Consider the following 20,186-nt stretch of genomic DNA (forward strand, 5'->3'; position numbering starts at 1 on the left):
TGCTGCCGTCCCGAGGGCCTGCGCGGCCCCCGGCACAAGGGCGGACTACTTGCCCTTGGCGGCTTCCTTGAGCTTGGAGCCCGCGGAGACCTTCACGCTGAAGCCGGCCGGGATCTGGATGGGGTCGCCGGTCTGCGGGTTGCGCGCGGTGCGAGCGGCACGGTGGGTGCGCTCGAAGGTCAGGAAGCCGGGGATGGTGACCTTCTCGTCGCCCTTGGCGACAATCTCGCCGACGGTCTCGGCGAGCGCGGCCAGAACGGCGTCGGCGTCCTTGCGGGTCACCTCGGCGCGCTCGGACAGAGCGGCCACCAGCTCACTGCGGTTCATGTTGTACTCCCGTGTTCAACTTGCCTTAGAGGCGTGAGATCGAAGCCGATGCTGCCAGGGCCCTCGGACAGTCCCCGGACCCGGGTCTGAACGTCAGACCCTCTCGCCCGGTTACGCATCCTGCCCCCACCAGCGGCGGGAAAGCCAATCCGGCACCCGCCAGGGTCACACGAAAAGCGCCACAGTCACGCCGCGGTGACGCTCCGTCCGCACTTGGTGGATGCGGACCGCGGACCTCGCGGGCATCCCCGCAACCCTAGAGGCGGCCCGGCGGGCCCGCATCTCGCGACGCGCCGGGATCGGCAAGCCGTGAGGGCCGTCACAGCGGCCCCCACGCCCCTTGGCGGACACCGGTGGGCCCGGCGCCGGCCGGACCGCCGACGAGCCCGCCGACGGGCCCGCAGACCAGACCGTGCGTCAGGTCGCCGAGGCGGCCTTGCGGACGGCTCCGGCGACCGCGCCGGCCACCTTGTCGTTGAAGACCGACGGGATGATGTAGTTCGCGTTCAGCTCGTCCTCGCCGACGACGTCCGCCAGCGCGCTCGCCGCGGCGAGCATCATGTCCGTGTTCACCGTGCGGGACTGGGCGTCCAGCAGGCCGCGGAAGACGCCCGGGAAGACCAGCACGTTGTTGATCTGGTTCGGGAAGTCGGAGCGGCCGGTGGCCACGACGGCGGCGGTCTGGCGGGCGACGGCCGGGTCCACCTCGGGATCCGGGTTCGCGAGCGCGAACACGATCGCGCCCTCCGCCATCGCGGCCACGTCCTCGCCGGACAGCACGTTGGGGGCCGAGACGCCGACGAACACGTCCGCGCCGACCACGGCCTCCTTCAGAGTGCCCGTGTAGCCCTCGGGGTTGGTGTTGTCGGCGATCCAGCGCAGCGGGGAGTCGGCGTGCGCGTCGACCAGGTCGGGGCGGTCCGCGTGCACGACACCGTGGATGTCGGCGCTGACGACGTTCTTGACGCCGGCCGCGAGGAGCAGCTTGAGGATGGCCGTACCGGCCGCGCCGGCGCCCGACATGACGACCTTGACGTCGCCAACTGCCTTGCCCACCACGCGAAGTGCGTTGGTGAGGGCGGCGAGGACGACGATGGCGGTGCCGTGCTGGTCGTCGTGGAAGACGGGGATGTCGAGGGCCTCGCGCAGGCGGGCCTCGATCTCGAAGCAGCGCGGCGCGGAGATGTCCTCGAGGTTGATGCCGGCGAAGCCCGGGGCGATCGCCTTGACGATGGCGACGATCTCGTCGGTGTCCTGGGTGTCCAGGCAGATCGGCCACGCGTCGATGCCGGCGAAGCGCTTGAAGAGGGCCGCCTTGCCCTCCATGACGGGCAGTGCGGCCATGGGGCCGATGTTGCCGAGGCCCAGGACGGCGGAGCCGTCCGTCACGACTGCGACGGAGTTGCGCTTGATGGTGAGGCGGCGCGCGTCCTCGGGGTTCTCGGCGATGGCCATGCACACGCGGGCGACGCCGGGGGTGTAGATCATCGAGAGGTCGTCGCGGTTGCGGATGGGGTGCTTGGACGCCATCTCGATCTTGCCGCCGAGGTGCATCAGGAAGGTTCGGTCGGAGACCTTGCCGAGGCTGACGCCCTCGATCTCCCGGAGCTTGCCGACGATCTCGTCGGCGTGCGCGGTGGAGGTCGCGGCGATGGTGACGTCGATGCGGAGCTTCTCGTGACCGGAGGCGGTCACGTCGAGGCCGGTGACCGACCCACCGGAAGACTCCACGGCGGTGGTGAGCTGGGAGACCGCGGTTCCGCTCGCGGGCACTTCCAGGCGGACCGTCATCGAGTACGAGACGCTGGGCGCCGTTGCCATGGCCGTGTTCCTCTGTTCTGTCCCTGGTTCTTCTGTACACACAGGGTCCCGCTGCACGCCGGGTGCGGCAGGACCTGTTGTCCGATCGTCCCACCTACCAGCCAGTACAAGGTAACCAGCTACAAATTTCGGAAAGACACTTCCACCATACGAGATTGTCGGGGTGCGGGGAAGCGTAGCCGCGTACGAAAAAGGTCCGCGCCCCTCGGTGACCGAGGAGCGCGGACCTGTGTGAACGTCTATGACACCGACCCGCCATGCTCGCCTCGCGGCAAGTGGTCGCTCTAAGCGACGAAGGTTGGGCCCGGGGGCTTGGATCGAGTCGGTGCCGTACCCAGGCTAACAAAGGATCGCCGGAAGCGATCCCCCTCCAGGGGCTTGACCTCGCCCCACCACGCCGTTGGCTGCGGGCCATCCGGTCGTACGGGGCGAGCTCGGCCCGACTACGGCCTCAGCAGGCCGGGGACGCCCGCCGCGTCGGGCTCGTCGCGGCCCGTCGAGACCACCGTCAGCTGCTGCGTCGCGCGGGTCAGGGCCACGTACAGGACGCGCAGGCCCGCCGGGGACTCGTCCGCGATCTCCGCCGGGGAGACGACCACCGTGGCGTCGTACTCCAGGCCCTTCGCCTCGAGGCTGCCGAGCGCCACCGCCCGCTCCCCCAGGTCCGCCAGCCAGCCCGCGGCCTCCGCGCGCCGGTCCATGGCCACGACCACGCCGACCGTGCCGTCCACCTGCTCCAGCAGCCGCCGGGTCTCCTCGCGCACCGCCGCGCCCAGATCGGCCCCGGCAGCCGTGAAGCGGGGCTCCAGGCCCGTGGAGCGGACCGCCGTCGGCGGCTCCATGCCCGGCATCGCCAGCCGCAGCACCCGGGCCGCGACCTCCGCGACCTCCGCCGGGTTGCGGTAGTTCACCGTCAGGGTGAACCGCCGGCGCGGCCGGGACCCCAGGGCCTCGTCCCGCGCAGCCGCCGCCTCGTCCGGGTCCGTCCACGAGGACTGCGCCGGGTCGCCGACCACCGTCCAGGTGCCGTGCCGGCCTCGGCGGCCCACCATCCGCCACTGCATCGGCGTCAGGTCCTGCGCCTCGTCCACGATCACGTGCGCGTACTCGGTGCGCTCCGCCGCGATCCGCTCCGCCCGCTCCCACTGGGTCTCCTCGCGGGTCGGCATCAGCTCCTCCAGCCCGCTGAGCTGGTCCAGCGGGTCGAGCTGCCGCTTGCGCTTGGGCCGGGCCGGCGCGCCGAGCAGCAGCTGGAGCTCGTCCAGCAGCGCCACGTCGTGCACCGACAGCGGCCCCTTGCCGTCCGGGCCCACCCGGCGCAGCGAGCGCGCCAGCTGGCGGGTCTCGCGCGGGTTCAGGACCCGCCGCGACCAGCGCCCGAGCCGGCGCTCGTCGGCCATCGCGGCCAGCACCCCGCGCGGGGTCAGCTCGGGCCACCAGGCGTTCAGGAAGTCGATGAACGCGTCCTCGGTGGAGATGTCCTCGTCGAACGCGGAGCGCAGCTCGGCGGCGAGCTCCGGGTCGCTGTGGCGGCCGGCCCCGCCCGAGCGCGCGTACAGGGCGTCAAGGAGCAGCTTGCGGGCGCGCGGGCGCAGCAGGTTCACCGGCGCGGTGCCGCTGAGCACGTTCTGCCGGATCCGGTTCAGCTCGTCGGCCTCCAGCTCCTGGCGCCGCCCGAAGGCCACGACCCGCAGCCGCTCGGGCGCGTCCCCGAGTTCCAGTGCGCCCCGTACGGCCTTGTGGAGCACCTTGCGCATGCGGGAGGAGCCCTTGATGCGGGCCACGGCCGGTTCGTCGTACGTCGTCGCCTCCGCGCCGTCGACCAGCGAGCCGAGCGCCCGGATGGCGACCTGGCCCTCCTCGCCGAGGGAGGGCAGCACGCCCTCGGTGTACGCGACGAGCAGCGGGGTCGGCGAGACGATCAGGATGCCGCCGGAGTAACGGCGCCGGTCCTGGTAGAGCAGGTAGGCGGCGCGGTGCAGGGCGACGGCGGTCTTGCCGGTGCCCGGCCCGCCGGCGACCTCGGCGACCGAGGCGGCGGGGGCCCTGATCACCATGTCCTGCTCGGCCTGGATGGAGGAGACGATGTCCCGCATCGAGTGCGTACGGGCCCGCCCGAGCGCGGCCATCAGGGCGCCGTCGCCGATGGCGGGCAGCTCCCGGCCGTCGAGGAACGCGGTGACCTCGGGGCGCATCAGGTCGTCCTCGACACCGAGCACCTTGCGGCCCTTGGAGCGGATGACCCGGCGCCGCACGACCCGGCCGGGGTCCTTCGGCGTGGAGCGGTAGAACGGCGCCGCCGCCGGCGCGCGCCAGTCGATGACCAGCGGCGCGTAGTCGGCGTCGAGCACGCCGATGCGCCCGATGTGGAGCGTCTCGGCGATGTCGGCGGTGAGGTCCTCGCGGATCGCGTCGTCGGCCGGCTGGACGGAGGTGTACGCGCCGTCGGGCCCGCGCTCCCCGTCCTTGCCGAGGACGAGATCGATCCGCCCGAAGAGGAAGTCCTCGAACTCGTTGTTCAGCCGGTTCAGGTGGATGCCTGCCCGGAAGACCTGCGCGTCGCGCTCGGCGAGCGCGCCGGGCGTGCCGACCTGACCGCGCTTGGCCGCGTCGTTCATCAGGAACTCGGCCTCGTCGATCTTCTCCTCGAGGCGGCGGTACACCTGGTCCAGATGCGTCTGCTCGACCGCGATCTCCCGATCGCGGACGGAATCCGCCGTGCTGTCGACAGCGGCATTCTGCGCGGCCACCAAGGCCCCCTTCTGACGTGCATGGGCGACCGTCAACCGTACGCGAATCCACACCCTGTCCGCACGCCCGTTCCGGTGACCGGGCGAAGATCACTTCCCAGGCACCCTCCGGCGGCTACCCGGGGCGCGCCGCGAGGACCCGGCGGCGGTGCCGGGCGACCCGCTCGCGGTTGCCGCACAGCTCGCTCGAGCACCAGCGCCGCCGGTGGCCCCGCGAAGTGTCCAGGTAGACCCGGGTGCAGCCGTCCCCCTCGCAGGACCGCAGCAGGGCCCGCTCGCCGGGGTCGGTGAGCAGTTCCACGGCGTCCCGGGCGACGGCGGCGAGCAGCGCACCGCACTCCACCCCGCCACACAACTCCCGTACGAGGTGACCCTCTTGGTCCTGTACGGCACACAGTCCCGGGGGTGGACCGGCGGCCAGCGCGTTGACCCGGGCCAGCGCGCCCTCGTCGGGACCGGCCCCGGCGAGCTCGGCCCGTACGAGGCTCCCCACGTCGCAGCGCAGCGCCCGGAAGGCGTCGACCCAGTCGGGGCCCACCCGCGCGATCGGCGTCCGGTCGGGCACGAGCCCGGCTCCGGCGAGCCACAGCCGCAGCTCGTCGCCGTCCTGGATCTCCTCGGCGCCCGCGGGGGCGGCGAAGGTGGCCACCAGGTCCAGGCAGACCCGCCCGGAGTCGAACCACATGCCCGTCACCGCCTCTTGCGCCGGACACCCCGTGGGGGCGTGCCTCTCAGAGTGCCGCGCGCCGCTGCGATGCGGAACCCCCCGTACGGGGGCCAGGGCGCGCTCGTCTAGGGGGTGTCGTCGAAGTCCCGTCTGGCCGGCGGGGCCCTCACGGGCGGACGACGCTACTTTGACGACACCCCCTAGAGCGGCGGGTCGTCGTGCAGGAGGCGCTGGAAGAGGCGGTGGTCGCGCCAGGCGCCGTCGATGTGCAGGTAGCGGGGCGCGAGCCCGTACTGCTCGAACCCGGCCTTGGCCAGGACGCGCTGGGAGGCCACGTTGTCGACCAGGGTCCCGGCCTCGACGCGGTGCAGCCCGAGCTCGTCGTGGGCGATCCGGCAGACCTCTTCCAGGGCGGCGGTGGCCAGCCCCTTGCCGGCCCAGGCCTGGTCGACCCAGTAGCCGACTCCGCCGCTGCGGAAGGGCCCGAGGGAGATGCTGCCGAGGTTGATCGTCCCGACGGGCGCGCCGGTGGCGGCCTCGACGAGCACGTACGGTGCGAGGCGCCCGCCGTCGCGCTCGGCGAGCAGCGCCTCGATACGGGCGACCTGGCCCTCCTTGGTGAAGAACACCTCGGACCGCCACGGCTCGAAGGGCGCCAGGTAGGCCCGGTTCCGCGCCAGCACATCGGCCAGCCCCCCGGCGTCCCCGACCTCGACGCCCCGCATTTCCACCCCGCCAATGATCATGCACGCATCATTGCAGCGCCGCAGACGAAAATCAGCCCCGTCTGCGTTCGAGGCGCGGGGTCAGGGGCGCAGCCCCGGCAACGGCGCCGCACCCGACCGGTTCAACCGGTGGAGCCACTGGCGCACTCCCCCGCGTCCAGCGCCAGCCGGTACCCCCTCTTCACCACCGTCTGGATGAGGTTCGGCGCGCCCAGCGCCCCCCGCAACCGCGCCATCGCCGTCTCCACGGCATGCTCGTCCCGCCCCGCCCCCGGCAGCACCCGCAGCAGATCCGGCCGCGCCACCACCCACCCCGGCCGGTGCGCCAGCGCCCGCAGCAGGGCCATCCCCGCAGGCGGCACCGGCCTCAGCTCCGCGTCCACGAGCACCCCGTGCCCCCGGATCTCCACCCGGTGCCCCGCCACCGGCAGCACCCGGGCCCGACCCGGCAGCTCCTGGCACAGCAGCTGCACGAGCGGCCCCAGCCGGAACCGCTCCGGCTGCACGGTGTCCACCCCGCGGGCCTGCAACGGCAGCGCCGTCACCGGCCCCACGCACGCCGACAGCACGTCCCCCCGCAGCCCCGCGAGCACGGCCTCCGCCATCCCCCGCTGCTCCGCCCGGGACAGCAGCGAGGCGGCCGCCGGGGCCGAGGTGAAGCTCACCGCGTCGACCCCGCCGCAGGCCACGGCGTCCAACAGCCGGTCCAGCGGCCCGAGGTCCTCGGGGGCCATCCACCGGTACACCGGGACCACGACCACGTCGGCCCCGCCGGCCCGCAGCGCCTCGACGAACCCGGGCAGCGGTTCCCCGTGCAGCTGGAGCGCGATGCGCCGCCCCGCGACCCCGGCGGTGAGCATCCGGTCGAGCACCTCGGCGAGGGACTCCGACTCCGGGGACCAGGTCTCCACCAGCCCGGCGGCCCGGACGGCGCCCTTCACCTTCGGTCCGCGCGCCAGCAGTTCGGCGGCCCGCAGCCGCGCGAGCAGGTCCTCGCCGATGCCCCACCCGTCGGCGGCCTCGATCCAGCCGCGGAATCCGATCGCGGTGGTGGCGACCACCGTGTCCGGCGCGCAGTCGATCAGCTCCTTCGTGGCGGCGAGCAGTTCGCTGTCGTCGGCCAGCGGCACGATCCGCAGGGCCGGGGCGTGCAGGACCGTGGCGCCCCGCCGGCGGAGCAGGGCGATCAGCTCGTCCGCCCGCCGGGCTGCGGTGACTCCCACGGTGAATCCCGCCAGCGGGCCCGCCGTCGGGGCGGTGCCGGTGTGCGTGTCGTCCATGGTGACCTGCCTTGCCCAGTGGGTCGGTATCACATCGCGCGATCACGTGTCGCGTGAACGGGACCGAGCCTGTCAAGTCGGCGTGTCAGGCTCGGTTCCGTCGTATTTCGTGTCCGTAAACCGCCGTTACACCGAGGTGAGCTGGGGCTTCGCCTCGGCCCCGGCCGTCGGGAGTACCGTGAGGGCGGGTCGGCGAAGGTATACCGCCCACGTCACCGCGCAGCACGCCGCGTAGAAGCCGAGGAAGGTGACGAAGGCGGCCGTCCCGGATCCGGAGGTCGAGAACGCCTCCCGGAAGACCAGGTTGATGCCGAGTCCGCCGAGCGCGCCCACCGCGCCGATGAGCCCCATGGCGGCCCCGGACAGCCGGCGCCCGTACGCGGCCGCGGCCTCGGCGTCCATGCCCCGCGCCAGCCCCTTCGCCTGGAAGATGCCGGGGATCATCTTGTACGTGGAGCCGTTCCCCAGCCCGCTGAGCACGAACAGCGCCACGAATCCGACGAGGAAGACGGACAGCGACTTCTGGCCGGAGGCGTAGACGACGACCCCGGTCGCGGCGGCCATCGCCACGAAGGTCGCGAGGGTGATCCGCGCCCCGCCGAACCGGTCCGCGAGGGCGCCGCCGACGGGCCGGATCAGCGAGCCGAGCAGCGGCCCGATGAAGGTGAGCGAGGCCGCCTGCAGCGGCGTGCGGCCGAACTGCGTCTGGAGCACGAGGCCGAAGGCGAAGCTGTAGCCGATGAAGGACCCGAACGTGCCGATGTAGAGGAAGGCCATGATCCAGGTGTGGGCGTCCCGGACCGCCTCGCGGACGGCGCCCGCGTCGTTGCGCACCGGCGCCAGGTTGTCCATGCGCAGCAGGGCGAGCGCGGCCGCGGCCACGATCAGCGGGAGGTAGACCGCCAGGAGCAGCCTCGGGTGTCCGGCCCCGGCGGTGCCGATGACCAGCAGCGCGATGAGCTGCACCACGGGCACGCCGATGTTGCCGCCGCCCGCGTTCAGGCCGAGCGCCCAGCCCTTCTTGCGCAGCGGGAAGAAGGCGTTGATGTTGGTCATGGAGGAGGCGAAGTTCCCGCCGCCCACGCCCGTCAGTGCGGCCACCGCCAGGAAGGTCCCGTACGAGGTCCCGGGCTCCATGACGACCAGTGCGGCCACCGTCGGCGCGAGCAGCAGCAGGGCGCTGACGACCGTCCAGTTCCGGCCGCCGAACCGGGCGACGGCGAAGGTGTACGGCACCCGCACGAGGGCGCCCACGAAGGTGGCGGTCGCGATGAGGAAGAACTTCCCGGCCGGGTCGATCCCGTACGCGGGGCCCATGAAGAGGACCATCACCGACCACAGGGACCAGATGGAGAACCCGACGTGCTCGGAGAGCACGGAATAGAGCAGGTTCCGGCGGGCGATGCGCTCCCCGGACTCCTTCCAGAACGTCTCGTCCTCGGGTTCCCACCGCTCGATCCAGCGGCCCCCCTTGCGCGGTGCGGTCGTACTGGTCATCACACGCCTCCACAGCTGTCGCGTCCGTGGTGACGACGGTAGGAACGGCGCGTTTCGGCCCCGGTCCCCGCCGGATGACCGGTGGGAAACCTTGCACTCACCCGCCGCCGGAGCCGCCTGTGAGCGCGGCGGGGCGCCAGCCGGCCGGGGGTACGTCCAGCCAGCCGCGCTCGGCGGCGATCCCGGCCGCGGCCTGGTGCAGCGCGTCCAGCCCGGGATGGCTGAAGCCCTTGCGCCAGACCATCGACAGCGGGGACAGCGGCAGCGGCTCGACCAGCGGCCGTTTCACGGATCCGGGCAGGTCGAGGAAGTCGACGGTGACCAGCACCGGATTGCGGGTCTTGGCCATGACCCGGCGGAATTCCTCCTTCCCCATCGCCACGGGTGCGGGCGGCGCCAGGGCGATCCCGCGCCCGGCGAACAGTTCGCGGGCGAGCCCGGTCCACTCCAGGGTCCGCGGATTGCCGGCCCCCGCGTACACGGTCTCCCCGGCCAGCGCATCGAGCGGTACCTCGGCCCGCGCGGCCAGCGGGTGCCCGTCGGGCAGCAGCACCGCGAGCGGCTCGTACCGTACGGGCCGGTGCGCGAGGCGGGCCCGCAGCGCCGGGTCCAGCCCGTGGGCGTATCCGAAGGACACGTCGAGGCGCCCGGCGGCGACCTCGGCGGCCGCGTACGTCAGTCCGCTTTCGAAGCGGGCCATCAGCTCGCAGTCCGGGGCGAGTTCCCGGGCCCGCTCGAGCACCGTACGGGCGGTGCTCGGCCCGTCGGTGTTCAGGTCCACGAGCAGCGGGCGGGTGCCTGCGGAGGCGAAGGCGGCGGCGAGCTCGTCGTGCGCGGCCAGCACCCGCCGGGCCGGCGGCAGCAGCCGCTCCCCGTCGGCAGTCAGCTCGACGGCGCGGGTCGTGCGGACGAACAGGCTTGCGCCCAGGACCTCTTCGAGCCGCCGTACGTCCCGGCTCAGCGCCTGCTGGGCGATGTACAGGCGGGCGGCGGCGCGGGTGAAGTGCAGCTCCTCGGCCACCGCGACGAACCCGCGCAGCAGCCGGGGTTCCACATCACGGGGATTCACCCGAGGAGACTAACAACGGAAGCGGGTGAATGGCTCCCGAACAGGTGTTGGACGCCCGGGCACCCCGCGCCGGAGCCTTGGACCATGCCACCGCTGATGACCGTGACGGGCTCGACGCTCGTGATAGCCCCCGCCCCGCACCGCCGCCGGCCCCGCGTCGGGGGCCCGTACGCACGCCTCTTCTCGTATCCCGGGACCCGCGCCTTCACGGCCGGGAACCTGCTGGCCCGCCTCCCCATGGGCATGTTCGGCATCAGCGCGGTCATGATGATCGCCGGCCAGCGCGGCTCGTACGCCCTCGCCGGCGCGGTCACCGCCACCGGACTGGCCGCCACCGCGCTGGTCGCGCCGTGGACCGCCCGCCTGGTCGACCGGTACGGCCAGGCCCGGATCGCCGTCCCGGCGACGCTGATCGCGGTGCTCGGCTCGGTGGGGCTGGTCCTCTGCGTCCGCACGCACGCCCCGGCCTGGACCCTGTTCGCCTCCTACGCCGCCACCGCGACCACCCCCAACATCGGAGGCATGTCCCGGGCCCGCTGGACCCACCTGCTGCGCGACTCCCCCGCCGCGCACCACACGGCGATGTCGTTCGAGCAGGCCGCGGACGAGCTGTGCTACATGTTCGGCCCGGTGGCGGCGGCGTTCCTCTGCTCGGCCGCCTTCCCGGAGGCCGGCACCCTCGCGGCGGCCGCCCTCCTGCTCACCGGCATGCTGGTGTTCACGTCCCAACGGGCCACGGAACCCCCGGTGTCGGCGCCCGGCCGAGGCAGTTCCCCGCTCCGCGCGGTACGCCCCCTCCTGGTGCTCTTCCTCCCCCTGGGCGTGCTGTTCGGCTCGATGGAGGTCACGTCGATCGCCCACCTCGAGGCCCGCGGCCTGGGCGCCGCCACCGGCCTGGTCCTGGCCCTCCAGGCGGCGGGCTCCTGCGCGGCCGGCCTGCTCTACGGCGCCTTCCGCCCGCGCAGCCTGCGGACCTGCCTGATCACCCTGACCGCGGCGATGGCCCTCCCCTGGGCGGCAGCGGCCACGGGCTCCCTCCCGCTGCTGGCCGGCGCCCTGCTCCTGGCGGGCATGGCCACGGCCCCGACGATGGTGACGGCGATGTCCCGCATCCACGCGGTCACGCCCGAGGGCCGCCTCAACGAGGGCATGACCCTGGCGGTGACGGCCATCTTCGCGGGCATCTCGCTGGGCTCGGCCACGGCAGGCTCCCTGGTCGACCGCCTGGGCCCCACCACCCCCTACGCCCTCCCGGCGGCGGCGGCCGTGATCGCCCTCGTGGTGGGGACGGCGGCCACCCGTATCAGGTGACGGAGCGGCGGAACCCCCAGCCGGATGCCATCCGGATTCTGCGCCGCCTCGCCGAACTCCAACAGGGCCTGGAGCCGGTGACACGGAATCCTTCGACATCGAAGCGCTCCAAGGCCACCACGCGCATTGGCGCCTCAGGGTCGGCGACCACCGCGCCGTGTACACCCTTGAAGAGGGCCCGGACGGAGAGCTCGTCGTCACGGTCTGGGTCGTGGCCGTCGGCCACCGCCGCGAAATTTACCGCGCCCTCTAGCCGCCCGTGCACATGACGAAGGCCCCGCAGCCTGGCGGCTGCGGGGCCTTCGCCCAACATGGGATGAGTGGAGATGGCGGGAATCGAACCCGCGTCCAACGGTGCAGAAGCAGGGCTTCTCCGAGCGCAGTCCGCTGCGCTTTTCTCGGCCCCGGAGATCACACGGACAAGTCTCCGACGGGCCCAGTCACTGTTTGGTTTCCCTCCAACCCCCGTGACCGGGGCTAGAGGTTTAGATCCCTAATTGACGCCAGGATCCGGACCGGGACCACTTCCGGGCTGACGCTCCTCACAGAGGCTTCAGCTCACTGTTATTAGGCAGCGAGGGTGAAGCGGGAGTTATCGCTCTTGGAGTTGGCGATTATTTTTTGCGACATGTGGTTAGCGAGATCATTGCCGCTTCCTCGGCTCGCTTCCCCTGCATCGACATCCGCTGTCGAAACCGATCATCCCCATGTTTCACGCTGTTCAGTTAGGTAATGCACAAGCTGCTCCACCCCGGGGGGCGGTGCTGACGCCATGGTACGCGAAGTGGACCACGGGATGCCAGGAGATTACAGCTGGCCGCGCTCCTTGCGCTTCACGGCCGAGATCACCCGGTTCGTCTCGCGCGTGTCCTGCTTCTCGCGCAGGGCCTGGCGCTTGTCGTACTCCTTCTTGCCCTTCGCCAGCGCGATCTCGACCTTCGCCCGGCCGTCCTTGAAGTACAGCGAGAGCGGCACGATCGTGTTGCCCGTCTCGCCGGTCTTCGAGTCCAGCTTGTCGATCTCCTCGCGGTGCAGGAGGAGCTTGCGCTTGCGGCGGGCGCTGTGGTTGGTCCAGGTGCCCTGGCTGTACTCCGGCACGTGCACGTTGTAGAGCCAGGCCTCGCCGCTCTCCACCGACACGAAGCCGTCCACCAGCGAGGCCCGGCCCTGGCGCAGGGACTTGACCTCGGTACCCGTGAGCACGAGACCGCACTCGTAGGTGTCGATGATCGTGTAGTCGTGTCGCGCCTTCTTGTTCTGGGCGATCAGCTTGCGCCCTTTTTCCTTAGCCATAGTGCGGTCATTTTCGCACTACGGACCCACCCCGAGGCCACCCAATACCGTGCGCGCCCGTTCCTCGGCGCCGTCGGCCGCCGCCAGGTCCGGGGTGATGCCGTTGCCGTCGAGGCTGCGGCCCCCCGGGGTGCGGTACGTGCCGACCGTCAGCTCCGCCACCGAGCCGTCCGGGAGCTGCGTCGGCATCTGCACCGAGCCCTTGCCGAAGGTCCTCGTGCCCACCGCCACCGCGCGGCCGCGGTCCTGGAGGGCGCCCGTGACCAGCTCCGCCGCGCTCATCGTGCCGCCGTCGACCAGCGCCACCAGGGGTCTCGCGGTGTCCCCGCCCGGGCGCGCGTACAGGGCGCGCTGGGCCCCCCGTACGTCGTACGTGGCCACCAGCCCGCCGTCCAGGAAGGCGGAGGCGGCCGTCACGGCCTCGGTGACCAGGCCTCCGGGGTTGCCGCGCAGGTCGAGCATGAAGCCGGCGCCGGCCGGGGCCGCGCGGACGGCGGCCCGGACCTGTTCGCCCGAGCCGCGGGTGAAGGAGGCGACCTTGATGACGGTGATCCCGCCCGGGAGCTCCCGTACGGTCACGGGCTCGGCGCGCAGCTGCTCGCGGCGCAGGGTCTCGGTGCGGTCGACGCCGTCCCGGGTGAGGTGCAGGACGACAGGGGTGCCGGCCTCGCCGCGCAGCAGGGCGACCACGTCGCAGACGCGCAGGCCGGTGACGGGGTGGCCGTCGACGCTCAGCAGCCGGTCCCCGGCGCGCAGGCCGGCCCGGGCGGCGGGGCTGCCGGGCTGGACCTTCTCGACGGCGATGCGGTCGTCCCGGCGGCTCTCGATCCAGAGCCCGACGCCGGTCCAGCGGCCGTCGAGGTCGTCGGTGAAGGCGGCGTACTCGCCTTGGTCGTAGACCATGCCCCAGCGGTCGCCGCTGCGGCTGACCACCTCCTGGGCGGCCTTCTTGCCGGACTTGCCCTCGGCGACGGCCTCGGCCGCGGCGCGGGCGACGGCCTCGCGGTCGGCGGTGCCGCCCTCCCGGGGCGGCTCGGACGCGGCCGCGGGGGTCTGCGCGGCGGCCGTTAACCCGCCGCCGGCAGCGCCCAGGGCGTCCGCGCGGTCCCAGCAGCCGGTGCCCGCCGCGGTGCCGACGGCGGCGATGAAGGCCAACGTCAAAACGGCCCCGCGACGCAGGTCGCGGGGCCGGAGACAGAAGGCGGGCAGACCCGGCATGGCGCCGAGTCTAGGACAAGCCCCGTGGGGGCACGGCGGGTTGGGCGGACCTCACACGGGGCGCTTGTCACACCTTCAGGTACTTGCGCAATGCGATGAAGGCGGCCAGCGAGGGCATCAGCACCCCGATGACCAGCACCAGCGGCAGCTTGGTCAGGACGGAGTCCCAGCCGATGAAGTTGATCAGCTCCATCTTGGTGCGCAGCGAGGCGCCGTGGTCGATGACGAAGTACTGGCCGGCGCCGAGCATGACGCAGGCGAACATGCCGCCGATGAGGCCCGCGAAGGCGGCCTCCATGATGAACGGCACCTGGATGTAGAAGCTGGAGGCGCCGACGAGCCGCATGATCCCGGTTTCCCGCCTCCGGCTGAACGCCGAGACGCGCACGGTGTTGACGATCAGCAGCAGGGCCACGATCAGCATGATCAGCATGATGCCGAGGGCGGCCAGGTTGAGGTAGCCGAGCATCGTGAAGAGGTTGTCGAGCTCCTGGTGCTGGTCCTCCACCGACTGCACGCCGTCGCGGCCCGCGAAGGCGGTCGTGATGACCTTGTACTTCTCGGGCTGCTCCAGCTTCACCCGGAAGGATTCCGGCATCTGGTCCGGGGTGATCACCGAGGCGAGCGCGGTGTGCCCGAAGCGCTCCTTGTAGTGCTTGAAGGCCTCGTCCGAGGACTCGTAGCGGACCGTCTCGACGAGGTCCATCTTCTTCAGGTCGGTCTCGATCTGCTGCTTCTGCTCGGGCGTGACCGCGCCCTTGGCGCAGGCCTTGCTCCCGCTCTCGCTGGTGTCCTCCGCGTCGCTCTTGTTGCAGAGGTAGATCGAGACGTTGACCTTGTCGTACCAGTAGCCCTTCATCTGGCTCACCTGGTCGCGCATGAGCAGGGAGCCACCGAACAGGGCCAGCGACAGGGCCACGGAGATGATGACCGCGAAGGTCATGGTGAGATTGCGACGGAGACCGACGCCGATCTCCGACATGACGAACTGGGCGCGCATGACGTCTCAAAGCCCTTCAGTGCTGGTAGCCGTAGACGCCGCGCGACTGGTCGCGTACGAGTCGGCCCTGTTCGAGTTCGATGACGCGCTTGCGCATCTGGTCCACGATCTGCTGGTCGTGCGTGGCCATGATCACGGTGGTGCCGGTCCGGTTGATCCGGTCCAGCAGCTTCATGATGCCGACCGAGGTCTGCGGGTCGAGGTTGCCGGTGGGCTCGTCCGCGATCAGGAGGGCCGGCCGGTTGACGAACGCGCGGGCGATGGCCACGCGCTGCTGCTCACCGCCGGAGAGTTCGCCAGGCATCCGGTCCTCCTTGCCGCCGAGGCCCACGAGCTCCAGGACCTGCGGGACGGCCTTGCGGATCTCGCCCCTCGGCTTGCCGATGACCTCCTGGGCGAAGGCGACGTTCTCGGCCACGGTCTTGTTGGGGAGGAGGCGGAAGTCCTGGAAGACGGTCCCCAGCTGGCGCCGCATCTGCGGGACCTTCCAGTTGGAGAGCTTGGCGAGGTCCTTGCCGAGCACGTGGACCTGGCCGTGGCTCGCCCGTTCCTCGCGCAGGACCAGCCGCAGGAAGGTGGACTTGCCGGAGCCGGAGGAGCCGACCAGGAAGACGAACTCGCCCTTCGCGATGTCCAGGGAGACATCTCTGAGTGCAGGACGGTTCTGCTTCGGGTAGGACTTGGAGACGTTGTCGAATCGGATCACGGGTGCACCACGGTCGCCGGGAGTAGGTGTGCGGAGTCGGTGTGCGTGACCATACGCGAACGGGCGGGGGGTGGGGGCCCGGCGGCCGGAGTTGCCCGATATATCCCCTGGTCCGGGAGGGGCCGGGCCGTGATTGCCCGGACGGGCCGCGCCGAATGTCGCGGGAGCTGGCACAGTGGTAGGGGAACGGACTCGTTCCGTCAGGCGTTGTTCAAGGGGACGAGAGGAGGAGAGCGCATGACATATGACCGGCTCGTGTGCGCGAACTGCGCCGCGCCCGTCAGTCAGGGCCGCTGCCCGGTGTGCCGGGCGAACCGGGAGCGCCTCCAGCAGGAGGGCCCCTTCGCCGGCCTGAACCCCATGGCGCTCATCTTGCTCCTGGTGGTCCTCGTGGCAGCCCTGGCCTGGGTTGCACAGCAGGCGGCGTAGCCTCCCCGCGTTCCGATCATGACATTCCGGCATGGGAAGGGCCCGGACACCTCAGGTGTCCGGGCCCTTCCTGCGTCGCGCGCCGCCTTACGCGGTCTGCTCCTGCTGCTTGCGCCAGCGGATGCCGGCCTCGAGGAAGCCGTCGATCTCGCCGTCGAGCACCGCCTGCGGGTTGCCGACCTCGAACTCCGTCCGCAGGTCCTTGACCATCTGGTACGGGTGCAGGACGTAGGACCGCATCTGGTTGCCCCAGGAGCTGCCGCCGTCCTTGAGGGCGTCCATCTTGGCCTGCTCCTCCTGGCGGCGCCGCTCGAGCAGCTTGGCCTGGAGGACGTTCATGGCGCTGGCCTTGTTCTGGATCTGCGAGCGCTCGTTCTGGCAGGAGACGACGATGCCGGTCGGGATGTGCGTGATGCGCACCGCCGAGTCGGTCGTGTTGACGCCCTGGCCGCCGGGGCCGGAGGCGCGGTACACGTCGATGCGCAGCTCGGTCTCGTCGATCTCGACGTGGTCGCTGGTCTCGACGACCGGCAGCACCTCGACGCCCGCGAAGGAGGTCTGGCGGCGGCCCTGGTTGTCGAAGGGCGAGATGCGCACGAGGCGGTGGGTGCCCTGCTCGACCGAGAGGGTGCCGTAGGCGTACGGGGCCTTGACGACGAAGGTGGTCGACTTGATGCCGGCCTCTTCCGCGTACGAGGTCTCGTAGATCTCGGTGGGGTAGCCGTGGCGCTCGGCCCAGCGCAGGTACATGCGCTGCAGGCGCTCGGCGAAGTCGGAGGCGTCGACGCCGCCGGCCTCGGCGCGGATGTTGACCAGCGCCTCGCGCTCGGCGTACTCGCCGGAGAGCAGGGTGCGGACCTCCATCTCGTCCAGCGCCTTGCGGACGGAGACCAGCTCGCTCTCCGCCTCCGCGAGGGTGTCCGCGTCGTCCATCTCCAGGGCGAGCTCGAACAGCACCGCGAGGTCGTCGATGCGGCCGCGCAGGGTCTCGGTCTTGCGGACCTCGGCCTGGAGGTGCGAAAGCTTGCTCGTGATCTTCTGGGCGGCCTCCGGGTCGTCCCACAGGGACGGCGCGGCGGCCTGCTCCTCGAGCACGGCGATATCTGCCCTCAGCTTGTCGAGGTCCAGGACGGCCTCGATCGACCCCATGGTCGAGGAGAGGGACTTCAGCTCTTCGGAAACATCGACGACTGCCACGGGTCCAGCGTAGCCGGTCCGCGGACGGCACCGTCCGGGCAGGCCGGATCACCCGTTCTGGTGACCGGGGGAACGGGCGTACGCTCACGGTATGACTCTCCTCCTCGTCAAGCGCCGCCATGTGGACCACATGCGTGTCACGACGACGAGCTGTCTGCCGCCGGACCTTCCCCAAGCCTGATCCACCCCGATCCGACTTGGTCCTGTACGCGGCCCAAGCGGCTCCGGCGCCATCCCTGCCGGCGGCCCTCCCCATCCGCTGCCCCGACACCCTTTGGGGAACAGGACCCCGTGACATCCGAAACGGAGCCGTCATGCCGTCCGCGCACACCTCTCTTCCCGTCATCGATCTCTCCCAGGCCGACGACCCGACCCAGCGGGCCGATTTCCTGAAGCAGCTGCACGCCGCAGCCCGGGACACCGGCTTCCTGCACCTGACCGGGCACGGCATCACCGATGCGGAGACCGCCCGCATCCTCGAGGTGACCAAGACTTTCTTCGCCCTGCCCGAGGCCGACCGGCTCGCCGTGAGCAACCTGAACTCGCCGCACTTCCGCGGCTACACCCGCATCGGCCACGAACTGACCGGCGGGGCGTCCGACTGGCGCGACCAGCTGGACGTCGGCGCCGAGCGGCCGGCGCCGGTGGTGGGCCCCGACGACCCGCCCTACCTGTGGCTGGAGGGCCCGAACCAGTGGCCGCAGGCCCTGCCGGAGCTGCGGCCGGTCGTACTGGAGTGGCAGTCCCGGCTGGCCGCGGTGGCCCACCGCCTGCTGCAGGAGCTGCTGAGCTCGATCGGCGCCCCGTCCGACTTCTTCGACGAGGCCTTCGCGGACCGGCCGCACCTGCACACGAAGCTGATCCGCTACCCCGGCTCCTCCCCGACCGGCGACGACCAGGGGGTCGGGGCCCACAAGGACTACGGCTTCCTGACGCTGCTGCTCCAGGACTCGGTGGGCGGTCTGCAGGTGCGGCAGGGCGACGGGTTCCTGGACGTCCCGCCGATGCCGGGGGCGTTCGTGGTCAACCTGGGCGAGCTGCTGGAGATCGCGACGGAGGGGTACCTGGTGGCCACGGACCACCGGGTGGTCAGCCCGCCGGGGGCGGTGGAGCGGTACTCGGTGCCGTTCTTCTACAACCCGCGGCTGGACGCGGTGGTGGAGACGGTGCCGGGCGAGTACCTGCGGTCGGCGCCGGGAGTCGCGCACGACGCGTCGAACCCGCTGCACGCGGAGTACGGCCGCAACGAGCTGAAGGGCTGGACCCGGGCCCACCCGGCGGTGGCCCGCCGCTGGCACCCGGAACTGGTCCCCTCGGGCACGTAGCCCCCGGGTTTCCGCTGCGCGGAGCCTTTCCGCACCCCGCCCCTCCCCGAAACCGGGGCTCCGCCCCGGACCCCTTCGCCTCGAACGCCGGCGGCCTAGGGGATGTCGTCAAAGTAGCGTCGTCCGCCCGTGAGGGCGGGGCCGGCGGGGTCTGGTGCGTGTGATCGCAAGGCGGAGGAGGGAGGCGACGCTCGCGTCGTCGACCGACGACAACGCGGCGAGCGCGCGTGCCAGACCCCACCGGCCAGACGGGACTTTGACGACACCCCCTAGGGCTTCGGCTTCGACGGGGCCGAGTGCTTGCTGTCCTGCGGGGGTGGCGGCTCGTCGCCGGAGGCGGCCAGCCAGCCGCCCACGCCGAGGGCCGCCGCCAGGGCGACGGCCCCGGCCGTCAGCGCCAGACGCCGCTTGCGGGCCGTCTCCGCGCGGTGGCGGGCCGAGCCCGGCCGGTGGCCGCCCGCGGGGCGGGGGACCCGGGCCGTGCCCAGCGCACCCCCGGCCAGCTCGTCCGGCCCCGGCACCCGCATCGAGGTGTGCGTGTCCCGGTTCGAGTCCGTCGCGGAGCCCGGCACCAGCGGGACCACCCCGCGGCGGCGGACCGGGCCTCCGTCGGCTTCCACCGGCTCCGCCGACTCCGGCTCCGGGTCCGGTTCGTCCGGCTCGTCCACGTCCAGCGGCGGCATCCCGGCCAGGAGCGGGAGCAGGTCACGCAGGCGGACCGACAGCTCCGAGGCGCGCAGGCGCGACGCCGGAGCCTTCGCCAGGCACTGCACGATCAGCTGCCACAGCTCGTCCGGGATGCCGGGGAGGGGGACGACCGTCTCCGTCACGTGCCGGCGCAGCACCGCGCCCGGGTGGCCCCCGCCGAAGGGGGTGAAACCCGCCAGCAGCTCGTACAGGACGGTCGCCAAGGCGTATATGTCCACCGCCGCCCGCGGCGGCAGGCCCTCCACGATCTCCGGCGCCAGGTAGTCCGGCGTGCCGATGATCCGGGTCGTCGGGGCCGTGGCCCGCGCGCCCGGCGCCCCGGCCGCCCGGCGCGGCGAGTCGATCAGCTTGGCCACGCCGAAGTCCGTCAGCAGCGCGGGGTGCGATCCGCCCGGCCCCAGCGGCCCCTGCATGTCCAGCAGGACGTTCTCCGGCTTCACGTCCCGGTGCACGACCCCGGCCGCATGCGCCGCCGCCAGGGCGTCCGCGACGTCGGCGACGATCGCCACGGCCGCCTCGGGGGCGAGCCGGCGCTCCCGGTCGAGGCGCGTGCGCAGGTCCGTACCGCGTACGAGGTCCATGACCAGGGCCAGGTCGTTGCCGTCGACGACGAGGTCGCGGACGGAGACGACGTGGGGGTGGTCCAGGCCGAGCAGCGCGCTGCGCTCCTGGACGAAGCGTCCGACCAGCTCCTGGTCGGACGCGAGGTCCTCGCGCAGCAGTTTGACGGCGACGGGCCCGTCCGGCCCCTCGCCCAGCCACACCGTGCCCGCGCTGCCGCGCCCCAGGATCTGGTGCGCGGTGTACCGGCTGCCGATCTTCCGTGCCACGACTGCTCCCTCAGCGGCTGGCGTACGCACCAA

At 72.1% G+C, this 20,186-nt stretch carries 17 protein-coding genes and 1 other RNA gene; 3 read left to right on the top strand and 15 right to left on the bottom strand.

Going from position 1 to position 20,186, the window contains the following annotated elements:
- Positions 1-45: 45 nt before the first annotated feature.
- The 8 genes from ACZ49B_RS19205 to ACZ49B_RS19240 all read right to left on the bottom strand — a co-directional run bounded on the left by ACZ49B_RS19205 (position 46) and on the right by ACZ49B_RS19240 (position 10,136).
- Positions 46-327, bottom strand: coding sequence for an HU family DNA-binding protein (locus ACZ49B_RS19205; protein ID WP_030161324.1), 282 nt, complete (start codon positions 325-327; stop codon positions 46-48).
- 417 nt (positions 328-744) lie between these two features.
- Positions 745-2,148, bottom strand: coding sequence for an NAD-dependent malic enzyme (locus tag ACZ49B_RS19210; protein ID WP_468307148.1), 1,404 nt, complete (start codon positions 2,146-2,148; stop codon positions 745-747).
- 443 nt (positions 2,149-2,591) lie between these two features.
- Positions 2,592-4,898, bottom strand: coding sequence for a HelD family protein (locus ACZ49B_RS19215; RefSeq protein WP_468307151.1), 2,307 nt, complete (start codon positions 4,896-4,898; stop codon positions 2,592-2,594).
- Between the two features lie 115 nt (positions 4,899-5,013).
- Entirely contained in the window at positions 5,014-5,583 is a 570-nt protein-coding gene (locus ACZ49B_RS19220; protein WP_468307153.1) for a CGNR zinc finger domain-containing protein, read from the bottom strand.
- Positions 5,584-5,765: 182 nt separating this feature from the next.
- Positions 5,766-6,311 carry a GNAT family N-acetyltransferase gene (locus ACZ49B_RS19225; protein ID WP_468307156.1) on the bottom strand — a complete coding sequence of 182 codons (546 nt, stop codon included), beginning with the start codon at positions 6,309-6,311 and terminating at the stop codon, positions 5,766-5,768.
- 101 nt (positions 6,312-6,412) lie between these two features.
- Positions 6,413-7,570 carry a uroporphyrinogen-III synthase gene (locus tag ACZ49B_RS19230; RefSeq protein ID WP_468307159.1) on the bottom strand — a complete coding sequence of 386 codons (1,158 nt, stop codon included), beginning with the start codon at positions 7,568-7,570 and terminating at the stop codon, positions 6,413-6,415.
- Positions 7,571-7,696: 126 nt separating this feature from the next.
- Positions 7,697-9,067 (bottom strand): nitrate/nitrite transporter, encoded by a 1,371-nt coding sequence (locus tag ACZ49B_RS19235; RefSeq protein WP_468307161.1) that lies wholly within the window; start codon positions 9,065-9,067, stop codon positions 7,697-7,699.
- Between the two features lie 97 nt (positions 9,068-9,164).
- On the bottom strand, positions 9,165-10,136 hold the full coding sequence (locus tag ACZ49B_RS19240; RefSeq protein ID WP_468307164.1) for a LysR family transcriptional regulator: 972 nt from the start codon (positions 10,134-10,136) through the stop codon (positions 9,165-9,167).
- Between the two features lie 84 nt (positions 10,137-10,220).
- On the opposite strand from ACZ49B_RS19240, the gene ACZ49B_RS19245 reads away from it, so the two are divergent.
- Positions 10,221-11,447 (top strand): MFS transporter, encoded by a 1,227-nt coding sequence (locus ACZ49B_RS19245; RefSeq protein WP_468307166.1) that lies wholly within the window; start codon positions 10,221-10,223, stop codon positions 11,445-11,447.
- A 318-nt stretch (positions 11,448-11,765) separates the two neighbouring features.
- Here ACZ49B_RS19245 and ssrA read toward each other — a convergent pair.
- The 5 genes from ssrA to ftsE all read right to left on the bottom strand — a co-directional run bounded on the left by ssrA (position 11,766) and on the right by ftsE (position 15,664).
- Positions 11,766-12,154, bottom strand: a transfer-messenger RNA (tmRNA) gene (gene ssrA / locus ACZ49B_RS19250).
- A 100-nt stretch (positions 12,155-12,254) separates the two neighbouring features.
- Complete coding sequence (smpB, locus tag ACZ49B_RS19255) at positions 12,255-12,740, bottom strand: SsrA-binding protein SmpB (RefSeq protein ID WP_030161337.1); 486 nt, start codon at positions 12,738-12,740, stop codon at positions 12,255-12,257.
- 18 nt (positions 12,741-12,758) lie between these two features.
- Positions 12,759-13,958 (bottom strand): S41 family peptidase, encoded by a 1,200-nt coding sequence (locus ACZ49B_RS19260; protein ID WP_468307170.1) that lies wholly within the window; start codon positions 13,956-13,958, stop codon positions 12,759-12,761.
- A gap of 67 nt (positions 13,959-14,025) precedes the next feature.
- The gene (ftsX, locus tag ACZ49B_RS19265) at positions 14,026-14,958 is read right to left on the bottom strand and encodes a permease-like cell division protein FtsX (RefSeq protein WP_468307173.1); all 933 of its coding nucleotides are present in this window, start codon (positions 14,956-14,958) and stop codon (positions 14,026-14,028) included.
- A gap of 16 nt (positions 14,959-14,974) precedes the next feature.
- Positions 14,975-15,664 (bottom strand): cell division ATP-binding protein FtsE, encoded by a 690-nt coding sequence (ftsE, locus tag ACZ49B_RS19270; RefSeq protein WP_030161344.1) that lies wholly within the window; start codon positions 15,662-15,664, stop codon positions 14,975-14,977.
- A 237-nt stretch (positions 15,665-15,901) separates the two neighbouring features.
- On the opposite strand from ftsE, the gene ACZ49B_RS19275 reads away from it, so the two are divergent.
- Entirely contained in the window at positions 15,902-16,093 is a 192-nt protein-coding gene (locus tag ACZ49B_RS19275; protein ID WP_053784895.1) for a hypothetical protein, read from the top strand.
- A gap of 87 nt (positions 16,094-16,180) precedes the next feature.
- Here ACZ49B_RS19275 and prfB read toward each other — a convergent pair whose 3' ends face one another.
- Positions 16,181-17,290 carry a peptide chain release factor 2 gene (gene prfB, locus ACZ49B_RS19280; protein ID WP_468307177.1) on the bottom strand — a complete coding sequence of 370 codons (1,110 nt, stop codon included), beginning with the start codon at positions 17,288-17,290 and terminating at the stop codon, positions 16,181-16,183.
- A gap of 314 nt (positions 17,291-17,604) precedes the next feature.
- Here prfB and ACZ49B_RS19285 point away from each other — a divergent pair, with 314 nt between their 5' ends.
- Complete coding sequence (locus ACZ49B_RS19285) at positions 17,605-18,615, top strand: isopenicillin N synthase family dioxygenase (RefSeq protein WP_468307179.1); 1,011 nt, start codon at positions 17,605-17,607, stop codon at positions 18,613-18,615.
- A gap of 269 nt (positions 18,616-18,884) precedes the next feature.
- Here ACZ49B_RS19285 and ACZ49B_RS19290 read toward each other — a convergent pair whose 3' ends face one another.
- Positions 18,885-20,153, bottom strand: coding sequence for a serine/threonine-protein kinase (locus ACZ49B_RS19290; RefSeq protein WP_468307182.1), 1,269 nt, complete (start codon positions 20,151-20,153; stop codon positions 18,885-18,887).
- Positions 20,154-20,186 lie beyond the last annotated feature (33 nt).

This window comes from Streptomyces sp. NPDC031132, from assembly GCF_055570595.1.

What these genes read in the sequence shown, in the direction of transcription:
- ACZ49B_RS19205 (WP_030161324.1), bottom strand. Translation starts at nt 327, where the DNA reads ATGAACCGCAGTGAGCTGGTGGCCGCTCTGTCCGAGCGCGCCGAGGTG.
- ACZ49B_RS19210 (WP_468307148.1), bottom strand. Translation starts at nt 2,148, where the DNA reads ATGGCAACGGCGCCCAGCGTCTCGTACTCGATGACGGTCCGCCTGGAA.
- ACZ49B_RS19220 (WP_468307153.1), bottom strand. Translation starts at nt 5,583, where the DNA reads ATGTGGTTCGACTCCGGGCGGGTCTGCCTGGACCTGGTGGCCACCTTC.
- ACZ49B_RS19225 (WP_468307156.1), bottom strand. Translation starts at nt 6,311, where the DNA reads ATGATCATTGGCGGGGTGGAAATGCGGGGCGTCGAGGTCGGGGACGCC.
- ACZ49B_RS19230 (WP_468307159.1), bottom strand. Translation starts at nt 7,570, where the DNA reads ATGGACGACACGCACACCGGCACCGCCCCGACGGCGGGCCCGCTGGCG.
- ACZ49B_RS19235 (WP_468307161.1), bottom strand. Translation starts at nt 9,067, where the DNA reads ATGACCAGTACGACCGCACCGCGCAAGGGGGGCCGCTGGATCGAGCGG.
- ACZ49B_RS19245 (WP_468307166.1), top strand. Translation starts at nt 10,221, where the DNA reads ATGCCACCGCTGATGACCGTGACGGGCTCGACGCTCGTGATAGCCCCC.
- smpB (WP_030161337.1), bottom strand. Translation starts at nt 12,740, where the DNA reads ATGGCTAAGGAAAAAGGGCGCAAGCTGATCGCCCAGAACAAGAAGGCG.
- ACZ49B_RS19260 (WP_468307170.1), bottom strand. Translation starts at nt 13,958, where the DNA reads ATGCCGGGTCTGCCCGCCTTCTGTCTCCGGCCCCGCGACCTGCGTCGC.
- ftsX (WP_468307173.1), bottom strand. Translation starts at nt 14,958, where the DNA reads ATGCGCGCCCAGTTCGTCATGTCGGAGATCGGCGTCGGTCTCCGTCGC.
- ACZ49B_RS19275 (WP_053784895.1), top strand. Translation starts at nt 15,902, where the DNA reads ATGACATATGACCGGCTCGTGTGCGCGAACTGCGCCGCGCCCGTCAGT.
- ACZ49B_RS19285 (WP_468307179.1), top strand. Translation starts at nt 17,605, where the DNA reads ATGCCGTCCGCGCACACCTCTCTTCCCGTCATCGATCTCTCCCAGGCC.